Source organism: Prosthecobacter sp., from assembly GCF_049294395.1.
GTDB lineage: Bacteria > Verrucomicrobiota > Verrucomicrobiia > Verrucomicrobiales > Verrucomicrobiaceae > Prosthecobacter.
Genome location: NZ_JBAQCR010000402.1, coordinates 16,678 through 28,015 on the forward strand (window position 1 = coordinate 16,678; position 11,338 = coordinate 28,015).

The 11,338-nt window shown below is 58.3% G+C and carries 10 protein-coding genes; all 10 read right to left on the reverse strand.

Annotated elements, in window-relative coordinates; translation table 11 throughout:
- Window positions 1-38: 38 nt before the first annotated feature.
- On the reverse strand, window positions 39-1,103 hold the full coding sequence (locus tag WAW39_RS27635) for a hypothetical protein (RefSeq protein WP_422322520.1): 1,065 nt from the start codon (window positions 1,101-1,103) through the stop codon (window positions 39-41).
- The gene (locus WAW39_RS27640; RefSeq protein WP_422322522.1) at window positions 1,100-2,323 is read right to left on the reverse strand and encodes a glycosyltransferase family 4 protein; all 1,224 of its coding nucleotides are present in this window, start codon (window positions 2,321-2,323) and stop codon (window positions 1,100-1,102) included. Before WAW39_RS27640 ends, WAW39_RS27635 begins: the two co-directional genes overlap by 4 nt.
- Window positions 2,320-3,195, reverse strand: coding sequence for a glycosyltransferase family 2 protein (locus tag WAW39_RS27645; RefSeq protein WP_422322524.1), 876 nt, complete (start codon window positions 3,193-3,195; stop codon window positions 2,320-2,322). Before WAW39_RS27645 ends, WAW39_RS27640 begins: the two co-directional genes overlap by 4 nt.
- Entirely contained in the window at window positions 3,192-4,490 is a 1,299-nt protein-coding gene (locus WAW39_RS27650) for a glycosyltransferase family 4 protein (RefSeq protein WP_422322526.1), read from the reverse strand. The genes WAW39_RS27645 and WAW39_RS27650 overlap by 4 nt, the downstream gene beginning before the upstream one ends.
- 6 nt (window positions 4,491-4,496) lie before the next feature.
- Entirely contained in the window at window positions 4,497-6,065 is a 1,569-nt protein-coding gene (locus WAW39_RS27655; protein ID WP_422322528.1) for a lipopolysaccharide biosynthesis protein, read from the reverse strand.
- Window positions 6,066-6,370: 305 nt separating this feature from the next.
- Entirely contained in the window at window positions 6,371-7,564 is a 1,194-nt protein-coding gene (locus tag WAW39_RS27660) for an alkaline phosphatase family protein (protein WP_422322530.1), read from the reverse strand.
- Window positions 7,561-7,968 carry a response regulator gene (locus WAW39_RS27665; RefSeq protein WP_422322532.1) on the reverse strand — a complete coding sequence of 136 codons (408 nt, stop codon included), beginning with the start codon at window positions 7,966-7,968 and terminating at the stop codon, window positions 7,561-7,563. Before WAW39_RS27665 ends, WAW39_RS27660 begins: the two co-directional genes overlap by 4 nt.
- Complete coding sequence (locus WAW39_RS27670) at window positions 7,955-9,727, reverse strand: SpoIIE family protein phosphatase (RefSeq protein WP_422322534.1); 1,773 nt, start codon at window positions 9,725-9,727, stop codon at window positions 7,955-7,957. The genes WAW39_RS27665 and WAW39_RS27670 overlap by 14 nt, the downstream gene beginning before the upstream one ends.
- A gap of 6 nt (window positions 9,728-9,733) precedes the next feature.
- Window positions 9,734-10,027, reverse strand: coding sequence for an STAS domain-containing protein (locus WAW39_RS27675; RefSeq protein ID WP_422322536.1), 294 nt, complete (start codon window positions 10,025-10,027; stop codon window positions 9,734-9,736).
- A 3-nt stretch (window positions 10,028-10,030) separates the two neighbouring features.
- Window positions 10,031-11,338 (reverse strand): sugar transferase, encoded by a 1,308-nt coding sequence (locus tag WAW39_RS27680; RefSeq protein ID WP_422322538.1) that lies wholly within the window; start codon window positions 11,336-11,338, stop codon window positions 10,031-10,033.

The window sequence follows — 11,338 nt, forward strand, 5'->3', positions numbered from 1 at the left end:
TGAACGAATGCATCGCCCGCAAGTGGGGGGAAATGGACCTAGTTAAACCGGTTCCAAAGCGCCGCGTACTGCTGGATGGCAGACGGGGTGGCGTGGCGTTTAGTCCAAAGCATTGTCACCAGCTCATGGAGGAGATGCTCACGAGGATAACGGGTGATGCTTGATGGTATGTCTCGTGCGCGGAGATGGATGAACACGTTTTTCCACAACGGTACTTCAGGGCACTTGTTGGTCTTGCAGGTGGTATAATCCACAGGTGTTGACAACTTGATTTCCAAGCGGCGGCTTTCGAGCTGGAGAAAGATATTCTGGGCGAGCTGAGACAGCGCCGAATGCTGCTGGCGCAATTCGTCGCGCGTGTGGGGTGAGCGCTGAGGATGCAACTTAAACTCCACTCCTGCGGCATGATGAGAAATGAGGGAGGGATCGACTCCGGCTAGCTCCAGAAGCCTGCGGTGGCGTTCTCGGCAGCTCCAATGATAAAGGCCAGCCATCGTCAACACGACATCACCGAGGGCCAGCTGTGCCTTGGCGAGATTACGCCCGACAAAATCGGCGTCTGCGGCGCTGAACTGTTCCTGGGCGAGTCTTTCGTTTGCAAACAGCAGGCCGGAGCAGCGATTGAAGAGCAGCCGTGTGGCTTCATGCAAGGGAATACGGCTGGCGTCGCGGTGGTGTTCGCATCCGGCGAATAGGTTTTCTCCGCCGATGATCCAACGATGCCCCATGACCAGATCATAATAGAACATGCTAACAGGGCTGCGACGGAGCCGCGCGGTGGAAAGAATTTTGAACTCGACATCCAGACCCACCGCATGAGAAAGCGACTCCCCGAGCTGGTGCAGTGCAGCATTGAAAAGGCGGTCATTGATCAATGTGCTGCCGCGGATGAACACGAAGAACTCCATGTCGTTGTAGGGAAGGTCCTGGCCATGTTCGCGCAGTACGCCGCCTTCGCCACGGCCATAGCCGCCGGCAAGCGCAAGGCCTTCGAGTTTGCCCGCCGGGACGATGCGTTCAACACCAGCACGCACGTGAGTGCAGGTTACAGCCAGGTGCTGTTCCAGCTTGTCATTGCCGTCGATGGTGAAGCGGGCACTCATACTGGAATGGATTCACGCAGGTATTGTTCGACCTGATCAACGATGGGAGCCATGGCAAAGCGCTCATGCACTTCGTGGTGGCCTGTTTGGGCGATGAGAGTGCGCAGATGGTCTTCGGTTTGCAAAAGCAGGATGCGCTCCGCCAGCTGAGTGGCGGCTCCAGCATCATACGTGACGGCGTTTTGACCGTGACGGAAGAGTTCGCGGCTGCCGCCGGTCATGGTGCCGATGACCGGCAACCCGCAGGCCATGGCTTCAAGGGGGGTGAGTGCAAATGGCTCCTCCCACTCCGAGGTGAAAAGCAGGGCATCATGAGCACGATAGACATCAGGCATTTCTGAGGGCGTGGCGCTGTGCCATGTGACCGGGAGGGCGTTTCCCGCGGCGAAGTTTTTCAGCATGGTCACGTAGGCGTCGTCTCCTTTGCCATAGACGTGCAGTTCGCCTGCAAAGGAGTTTTTGATGAGCAGCAGTGCACGCAGAGCCGTCAAGATGCCTTTGTCTTCGGCGAGGCGCCCGACCCAGAGCCAGTTTTTTGGAGGGCGGGTTATTGGGGTGCCCTTAAAATGCTGGGTATCCACCGGGCAGTGGATGACGCCTCCATGCATCACATCGTAGCCCTGCTGGGCCGTGAGCTCGCGCAGGCGGGCGCTGGTGAAATAGAGCCGTTTAAAACGGATCTCGGAGACGGGGCTGGTGGGAGCAATTTCATCGCACCGCCTCCGGACTCCGCACAGGGTCCAAAGCATGCGCTGCACGCGTGATGCGAATGATCCCTGGCTGCGATTCCACCAGTCGAGCCAGACATCACCTGTGAGGCTACGCAAAATCCAGTGATCACTGACATCATAGACTGTCGGCACGCCGCTGCGCTGAAGGGTGAGGCAGAGGGACTTGGACAGGCCGCCCATGCACCAGACATGGACGACATCTGGCCGCAGTATGGCGAGAGCCTCACGTACGGTATGATTGTTGTGGAGTTCGAGATGCTTGAGCGCACTCAATCCCAGCCACGGGTGACCGTAGTAGCCGTGAATGCGCAAACTTCGATCAACGTGAGGTTCTGCGAGCGGACGGCTGCCTTGAACTCCATGATTCGAAGTGATCACATGCACGTCATGGCCGCGCAGCCGCAGCGCCTCGGTGATTGCAGCGCAGCGCAGTTCATAACCGCCAACGTAGTGAGGTGGATAGAGATTGGTAAGAACGAGAATTTTCATGAGGACACCTCCTGCTGTTCACGCCATCCCTGGTGGAATCCAGCCAGCTTGCCCCTGCGCTGCTGCCAGCGAATGCGCATGGCGTGAGCGATCTCATGCAGGCGACCATGGGTGAGGCACCAGCGCAAGTCATGCCGCACATCGTTCAGCCAGCCGAGGAAAACAGTCTGGGGCCAGTTGAAGACGCCCGGTCGCTGAGACCATGCCTTGCCGATGGAGCGGGCGTCCCCAAAGGAACGCTTCCAGCTTTGCTGCGGTGTGTAGTTGTGGCTGTGCATCACCACTGACTCCTGGACGTAAGCCACCTTGTAACCCTGCGCCCGGCACCAGCGTGTGTACTCGTCGTCTTCAGCGTATTGAAGGTCTTCGCGGAAACCGCGCAACTGCCATACGTCTTTGCGCAGGCCGCTGCTGACCATGCTGAAAAAATGATCCCAGTGCGCGGATTCACGTTCAGGCCCAAAGCAGCGGTCGTAGTCACAGGCAAACACCGCCTGGCAGTCGGGGCGTGGAATCTGCCGCCCAAAACACGCGGCGACTCTGGAGTCGGCGAGTGTTTCTGCCAGGGGCCTCAACCAGTGATTATTTTGCGGTGTCGCATCAGCGTTGAGAAAGATGACGCGTTCTGCGCTGGCGAGCCGCATGCCGTGATTCATCACGCGGCTGGGATTGTACTCCTGAGGCGTGATTTGGATGAAGTGTGCCGGATTCGCGGCACGGATCAGCTCCTGGGAGCCGTCAGTCGAGCCACTGTCGATTACGATCAGTTCCTGGTTCTGCCAGTTTTGCGCGATAAGCGCAGGCAGTGTTTCCTTCAGCGCCCAAGCCTCATTGAAGGAGCGCATGACGATGCTGATGAGAGGATCACTCATGAGAGTTTGGCGGCGAAGTGAACTGGCTGGCGGTGAGTTTGACTTTTAGAGCCTTTAAGGTTTTTCGCTTCGACCAATTCCTCGTAAACACGTGCGACACGAGCTGCGACAGTGGGCACATCATATTCCGCGCGAACATGATCCAGAGCTTCCGAACTGAGATGGCGGTGCAGCTTGTTGTTCATCATGAGGGTGTCGATGCCGGAATGAAAATCGGCGGTCTGATCAAGGTCGTAGAGCAGGCCTGTGCGGCCATGTTCGATCAACGATGCAGGGCCGGAGGTGCGCGAGGAAAGTACCGGGCTGCCTGCGGCCCAGGCCTCCAGGATGACGATGCCGAACGGCTCTGCGGTCGAACAAAGGACAAACAGGCGTGCGGACTGGATAAGGCCGATCAATTCAGCGCAGCCTGATTCAAGGCCCCCGGTGAGAAGGATGTCATTGCTCAAGCCCAAACGGGCGATCTCGCGATGAAGCTCTTCGACTACGGACTGAGTGGTCCCCGCTCCGATGAGCACGAGCATGGCGCGTGGATGGCGGCGTTTGATCGCGGGCAGTTGTCGCACGAGCCATGGCAGGTTTTTGGCTGGATCAAGGCGTGCGACTTTGACGATGAGATCACGGTTGGCGATCTGCGGATAGGCTTTGAGCGCGGCTGCGCGGCTGTCCACCGCGTACTGGGCGGCGGGAACTGAGTGTGGCTGAACGATGATGCGTGGCCGGGGGTATTTTTCCTGGAGCAGGGCTGCTTCGCGAGGATTGCAGGTGAAGACGGCATCCGTGTTTTGCAGCACATGACGGCTGCGCACGAGTGCGCCGAGGGCCTTCCCCCACTCGAAGCCACCTTTCAGCGGAGCGGTGAGCTGGGCATTTACTTCATCAGGAATATCGAGTGCACCTCCGTGCAAGGTGATGACATGAGGGACGCCGAGTGTTCTTGCTGCCATCAAGCTGATGCCAGCGATTCGATTGAGTGCATGTGAGTGAATCACCTGTGAACGGCTGGCCCGGAGCTGCCGGAAGAGCTCAAACGAAAACAAATTGCCGCCCCATGAAACGAGCGCGTCGCGTTGTGCGGCAGAAATTCCCAGCACGGGAACAAAGGCACGATAACGCTGAATTTTGGCACCTGCATCGCGCAGAGGATCGATGCCGTCGGGCCCGGCATTTTGCGGCGCGTGCACCACGGAGGAAATGCCGTGCGTTTGCAACCCTTGAATAAGGCGTTGCACGGCCGTCTCGGTTCCGCCCCACTGGACAGGATCGTATTTGCGGAGAATGTGGGATGCTTGCATGACAGATCACGCGGTCTGAAGCGCGGGTGGATTTTTACGGAAGGGGGAGGGGAATCGTGAGCGGAGCATCTGGCGCTCTGAAGCTGTCAATGACCAGCACCACATGCAGAGGAGAGCGGTTAGTCCGCCTGCGCTTCCCATGAGAAGAATGCGCAGCCAGGTGTTTTCGATCTGCAACTCTGGGAAGAAAAGCGGTGCGCCGAGAATGAGGGCGGAGGGAATGCAGGCAATCCAGCTTGGCAGCACCGTTTCACGAAACAACTGCCATGGGTGGAGGCTCACATCCCGGGCCACCCAGGGCCAGAGCAGGCACCAGCCGAAGAAAAGGGTAGGAATGAGCGAGCCCACCGCCACGCTGACCACATTTTTAAAGATCAGCGCCAGGGTGATGCTCAATGCGAGATTCACCGCCGCCTCTCCAAGGCCCAGCCACATCAGGCGACGCTCATGACCAGACATCATGTAGATGCGTTTGCTGACGCTGTGAGTGAGCGCTGAACTGTAGAACCAGAGCAGCAGCACCTGGGCGACCTGCCAGGTTTCAGTGGCGATGTGCTTGTCTCCCGTGAGCACTTTGAGCAGGGGCTCCAGCTCAAAGGCGCAGAGCACATACAGCGGTGTGGCGATGATGGCGCTCCATCGCGTGCCGCGTTGCAGCAGATCGCGAAGCGCAGAGTGGTCGCCGGTGGCATGAAGATGCGCCGCAGCGGGGGACAGGGTATCCTGCAACTGCTTGGTGAACTGAGCAAATACTTCGGCGACTTTGGCCCCGGCCTGATAGATGGCCACGGCACCGATGGAAAGAGTGGCTCCGAGCACGAGCTGGTCTGTTTTTCCCAGGACGATGTTGGTGGCGGTGCTGATGTAGGCGAAGATGGAGAAGCCCATCGTTTCACGCATGATGGACTTTGAAAAAAAGCGCGGCCGCAGCTTCACCTCTGGCATGTGGCGCAGCGCGAAGAAGGCGGATACAAGGTCTGGTGCCAGGGCAAAAAATAATGCCGTGAGCATGATGGCCAGCAGGCCCCAGCCTGCGTAAACTGCCCAGGCAATGACGGCCATGCGCAGGAGCATGGCCGTTGTGATGATGTTGTTGACGGTGCTGATGCGCTGCTGACCCCGCAGAATTTCCGGGAATATGCCCAGAGGGAACGCTAGGCCGATGGCGGCGAAGAACACGATCAGCACGATGCGAAACTCAGCATGATTGGCGGCGGACACTCCAAACGCGCGCACGATGCCATCGGCCCCGAGCGCCACGGTGGCGGCCATGAGAGCGGCCACGCCGAGATAGAAGAACAAGATGGTGCTCAGCACCTGGCTGAGCTTGTGCCATTCACCTGTGACCGAGAGTTCGGCGACACGTTTTTGTGCGGCAAAGCCAAAGCCAAAATCTAGCAAGATGCCGTAACCGAAAACGCTCCAGAGCAGAGACCAAAAGCCAAACGATTCGCGCGGAAGAGCCTGGTATAACAACCGAAAAGTAACCAGTCCGACAACGATGCCGACAAAAGTGCGCAGGTAGTTGGAGATAGCATTGCTCCAAATGTTTTGTTTGACGGTGGCGTAGGTCATCGTGAGGCTAAAAATCTCGCGGTGAGTCCTGCGCTCAACAATCCCCGCAGCTGCGGGGAATGGGTTAATAACATGGGCTCAGTGAAGGGGGAACTGAGTGTTCTCCTCACGATGGACCTGCATCATTCGAGGGCATGAGCCTGCTGTAGCAGCTCCTTGCCGAGCCTCAGCCGGAGGTTGGGAGCAACAGCAATGATGATGCGGATGGCTGCCGACGGCCGCAGGATTTAGCCACGAAGTGGCAAACATGGATTTTTGGAACCCATCCAACTTTTTCGATAGTACTGTGCCTGAGTCTGCTGATGTCAGGCTGCCAGGGCGTGGATGGAAGGCTCGGCACATTTGACCTCCGGTCGTTCCAGAGCTTTTTCCATCAGGCGATGAATGTGCGGAATGTGCGTGATGTCAGGCGGGACACTGGACGTGTTGCTAAAGAGCGTCGCGTAGCTCTGGGGATCATGCGGATGATAGCCATGCATGGCACGGATGGGACGCTCGCCCATGTGGCTGGGGACAATCAGCACGCCCTCCTGGACGAGGAAGATGAGTTCCCCAAAACGTCCGTCTGCAAAGTGAGCGCGGAAACGCTTCAGCTCTTCATCTGGCATGATGCGGCCTTCCGGAACGCCTTGCAAAACGAGGGGGATCTTCTGGCGTGCCACGTCGCTGAAAAACCAGAAGCGGGCCATCGTGCTGTCATAGACCACATTGTAGTCGGTGCCGATGCGCAGACCCAGCGCGTCGATTTTACTGCGGAGATCCAGATGCTGATCGCAGTTTGCCATGCCGTGGTCGCTGAAGACGTGAAGATTGACCTCACGGTAGTGCTTTTGAGCCACCGCCATGGTCTGGGTGATCCAGGCTTCGTACTCAGCAAGTTTGGTGTCAATCTCCGGCGATTGATTGCCCACACGATGCAGCAGGCCATCCAACCCGGCCCAGTACTGAAAGGCGAAGTCGATGCGTTCGTCTTCGATGTCGGCAATCAAGCAATCACGATTGGTTTCTTCGCTTAAATTGGGCTCGGTGACAAAATAAGGCACGCCTTTTTCCACCAGGAGATCAAACACATTGGGGCCGCGGTTCATGCCGCGTGGCTGCAGCGGGCTTTTCTTCTCGGTGAAGTCAAACAGGTGGATGAGATGGAAGGGAATGTTGTAGAGATCGAAGTAGCCTTTGAACCCAAGCGTCGATTTTACAATCTTGGTGAGATAACGCCGAACGATGCGGCGGCTGGTCAGCGCTTTGGGGAGCCAGCGCAACCAGCTCAGACTGCGGAAGGGGGAGTTCTTTGGATCATGGATGAAGTAGCACCAGTTGTGATGCTCATCTGGCCAGTGACCGCTGAGAATGCTAGGAACGCAGGTGCTGCTGTAACCGAAGACGCTTTCGAGTTTGCGACGATGCGGCGCCAGTGTGCGGAGAAACTGAGGTCGGTCCTTGATGATCTCCCACCCGCAGGCGTCGATCATGATGAAAAGATCCAGGCGTTGTTTCATACGGTGGCAAGTTGAGGTTCCAGAGGCTCGGAGGCTAAGATCAACCGCTCGACTTCACGGCGGAGCAGGGCGGGGCTGAAAGGCTTGGAGACAAACATCGTGGCGGTCTCAAATCCCTGGTACTGGCCCACTGCAAGCTGACCCCTGGAGCTGAGAATGATGACGGGAATGTCGCGTGTCGAGGGATCGGACTTCAACTCCTGCAGGGCGGCCTTGCCGTCCATCACCGGCATGATGTGATCAAGCAGAATGACGCAGGGATGCTGGCTCTTTGCCAGTGTCACAGCTTCCTGCCCGTCTCCAGCAAGCAGGATGGGGTGACCGAGCGGCTTCATGCTGAGTTCGGCCACCCGGCGCATGTGTGGCTCGTCATCGACGACGAGTATGGGTCTATCCTTTGGCATGAGACAGTGAGTTTTGGGTGTTGGCGGTGAGCGTCTGCGCACCACGGGTGATAATCATAAAGGTGGCATCGTCCTGCTGGCTTGCGGCATCGACCGCACTGCGGTGCAGACGGTGCAGGCTGTCGCGTGAAGTGCCGGCATCTGAGGCCGCCGCTGCCACGCCCCGAAGCCAGGTGTGGAGTTCATCACGACTTAGAATGCCGCCACCGGAAACCACGTCACTCAAGCCATCCGTGTGCAGGAGCACATGGGTGTATGAGGCGAGGCTGACAGAAAAATCCTGGTAGTCGGCATCAGCAGTGACACCGAGCGGTGGGCCGTCGGCGCAGACCTCTTGAATTTGACTGCCACCACTGAGGAGAAGCGGAGCATGTCCGGCACCACAGACCTGCAGCGTGAGGCCGTCTGCGCTGATATGAACGAGCTGTGCTGTGATGAACATGTCGGCCCGATCCAGCTCGGCAAACATCGCCTTGTTCAGGCGTCGCATGAGACGTGATGGCTGCGAAGCCAGATCGAGATGAGAATGCAGCAGGCTGTGAAAGGCGGTGGCAAACAATGCGGCAGGGACGCCTTTGCCCATGACATCAGCCACGACAAACAAAAGGCTGCTGTCCGGCAGGAGGATGGCGTCCAGATAGTCTCCACCCACTTCCCCCACGGTGGCCAGGTGGGCCGCACAGTGGACGAAAGGTGTCTGCGGCAGCTCAGCCGGAAGCAGGGAGCGCTGAATGTCAGCGGCGATCTGCAGTTCCCGCTTCATGAGGCGGGATTGATTGGCTTCATCCCGCCGGTGCAAGCCGTGCAGCAGAGCACCAAGAAAATCGCCAAGGCTGCGCACCACATTCAATTCACGTGCAGAAGGCTCCCAGCGGGGTTTGAAAACGCCCACAGTCAGCACACCGGCAAGATCTCCACCACTTTCGAGCGGATGCGAAAGTCCGCTGATATGTTCGCCTGCTTTTCGCAGCGGATCTGCGGTGGCAAAGGTGGTGCTTTCATCAAACCATTGATCTTGACGTGTGACGGCAGCACGGGTTTCAACGGCATCGTTGTTGCGAAGTTCCAGCAGAGGCTCCCAGGCGATGGCTGATGGCACACCGCCCACGATGGGAAGCCTGCCAGCTTCGGTGCCTGCCATGCGCAGCACCAAAAAATCTGCGCCTGCAAGTTCACGCAGTTCTTCAAGCCAGCGCGAAGCGAGTGCGACGGGTTCCACATCATTGCCTGCATCGGCGATGAGCCGGAAGATGTTGGCAAGCGTTTCGTAACATGAGGCGACCTCGGCGGTCATGAGTTCGAGAGTTGCCTCGGTGTCCTCCTGGGGCTTTGGGATGGATTTGCGCTGCGACTTCAGGCAGAGCACGTTGTGCCCCTTGCCACGAAGGTAAGACACGTGATCGGTGAGAGAACTGATGATGAAGAGGCCGCGTCCATGATCGCACTCATCGTCTTCAGGCAGCTCCACATGGTCAGGCCAGTCAAAGCCGCTGGTGTGATCGGTGATGCGTACTTCGATGTCGTGCGCGGACAGCGCTGCCTCGATGCGGACCGTGAGCAGAGACTGTGCGTGGGGGGCGTAAATTACTGCATTGTTCGCTGCCTCTGCCAGCACCAGTTCCCATTGCTGGCACTCGTCCGGGAGGATCTGCTGATCTGCCAGCCATTCAATGACCGAGCGAACGGCATTGCGCGCATCATCCAGCGTTGCTGGAAAATCGAGCCGAAAGCCGTCGAATTGCTGCTGGGGAACCGACATGAGCGATCAATCGTGGATCATTTCGAAAACGCGATGAAGTCTTGTCAGCTCTATCAGCTGGCAGACGGCGGATGAAGGATTGATCAGTTTCAAGCTGGCTCCACGGGCGCGGAGGTTTTTGTTCAGTGTCAGCAGGACGCCGAGGCCTGAGCTGTCGATGAAACGTGTCTTGGACAAATCAATGCAGACTTCTTCATGCCCGGGTTTGATCTCAAGATCAAGGCGGTCGCGCCATAGGCGTGCGGTGGCGGCGCAGAGTTCGGCAGGGGCGGTGATCTGGGCGGATGCGGTGAGTGTCATGGATTAGGTGCAGGTTTGGGTTGAGCTGTTGGTGGGAATGCCATGGTCCTTGCGGGACAGAGGCAATAAAAAGCGTGGCAGGCAGTGCATCAGAATGCGGATGTTCAACCGCAGGCTGCGATGAATGGCGTAGCATGCGCTGTGCGCGGTGTCGTTGTCAGTGCTGTGCATGCCGTCGTTCATGATGTCGGCGTAGGAGAAGACGCCAGCGGGGGCGTCGAACCACATGCGTTCAAATTCGTTGGTCAGCAGCGACGCGCGTGCCTGGGAGAGGGGACGGTTGCCCACGAGGTGCATGTCGCCGCGCCAGACGGACCACAGTTCAGGCCAGCGGGAAAATAGACCTGGTGCAGAAGTAAGGGAGTATAACCGTGTGCTGGGGCTGAAGCGGTCCTGCTTGTTTGGCGGAGGCAGCACGACCTGCCGGCTCTCCAAGGCCGACTGCCATTTCACAATGCGGGTCCAAAGTGCATACAGCAGAGCCAGCGGAGAAGTCAGCAGCATCAGCAGGAGCCCGGCAATGCGGGTAAGCCAGCCGCTGCGAACGCCGCCAAAAGGCTGATGGGTGAGGTTCGCGAGCAGAAAGTCATCTGTCACCTCCAGGAACGAGCCCTTGCTCCAGTTTTCGATGCCGCCGCCCCAGGCAAAGGAGTTGTGAACATTGGTCAGGGCGCCCACATAAGTATTCGGCCCCACCCAGCTCTCACTGATGATGGCGTTGTGGTCAATGTAAGCGGCTTCTTCGATGACCGTGCCCGCGAGAATCTGTGCATTGTCTCCGACGATGACCTGGGGGCCAATCCAGACCGGGCCTTCGATTTTTGCCGTGGCAGCAATGCGCGCCCGTGTGCTGACATGCACCTCTAGCGCGATCTCGCGCATGGTCAGGTGCGATTCGGGCGGGGTGCCACGCAGATTGCCGAGCATGGTTTCGAACAAAGCAGCGGAGCTTTCCCACAGCGGCTTGTGCGGCATCGACGGCAGGGTATCCAGCGTGATGATGTTGGGAGCTGTTCCCAATGAGTCTTTGCCTGTGAAACGCAACCGTGTTTCTTCAATGCTGGGCTCGCGTTTGACGGACAGAACGGTGATGGACAACCCCCAGCGTCCCCCTTGATCCACGGCATGCCGAATCTCCTGCGGCCGGTCGGCTGCCAGAATGGTGGCGTGCTTGACTCCTGCTGCGGCGAGATGCTCGAGCCAGAGGTCCAGCAAAGTGCGGCCCAATACGGGCCAGAGAGCGAGAGGACGAATGCGGCGGGCAAAGCCGGCGCATTTACGATAATCCGGGCAGATGATAAAAACGTCCAT

What these genes read in the sequence shown, in the direction of transcription:
- WAW39_RS27650 (WP_422322526.1), bottom strand. Translation starts at nt 4,490, where the DNA reads ATGCAAGCATCCCACATTCTCCGCAAATACGATCCTGTCCAGTGGGGC.
- WAW39_RS27655 (WP_422322528.1), bottom strand. Translation starts at nt 6,065, where the DNA reads ATGACCTACGCCACCGTCAAACAAAACATTTGGAGCAATGCTATCTCC.
- WAW39_RS27640 (WP_422322522.1), bottom strand. Translation starts at nt 2,323, where the DNA reads ATGAAAATTCTCGTTCTTACCAATCTCTATCCACCTCACTACGTTGGC.
- WAW39_RS27645 (WP_422322524.1), bottom strand. Translation starts at nt 3,195, where the DNA reads ATGAGTGATCCTCTCATCAGCATCGTCATGCGCTCCTTCAATGAGGCT.
- WAW39_RS27665 (WP_422322532.1), bottom strand. Translation starts at nt 7,968, where the DNA reads ATGCCAAAGGATAGACCCATACTCGTCGTCGATGACGAGCCACACATG.
- WAW39_RS27680 (WP_422322538.1), bottom strand. Translation starts at nt 11,338, where the DNA reads ATGGACGTTTTTATCATCTGCCCGGATTATCGTAAATGCGCCGGCTTT.
- WAW39_RS27660 (WP_422322530.1), bottom strand. Translation starts at nt 7,564, where the DNA reads ATGAAACAACGCCTGGATCTTTTCATCATGATCGACGCCTGCGGGTGG.
- WAW39_RS27670 (WP_422322534.1), bottom strand. Translation starts at nt 9,727, where the DNA reads ATGTCGGTTCCCCAGCAGCAATTCGACGGCTTTCGGCTCGATTTTCCA.
- WAW39_RS27675 (WP_422322536.1), bottom strand. Translation starts at nt 10,027, where the DNA reads ATGACACTCACCGCATCCGCCCAGATCACCGCCCCTGCCGAACTCTGC.
- WAW39_RS27635 (WP_422322520.1), bottom strand. Translation starts at nt 1,103, where the DNA reads ATGAGTGCCCGCTTCACCATCGACGGCAATGACAAGCTGGAACAGCAC.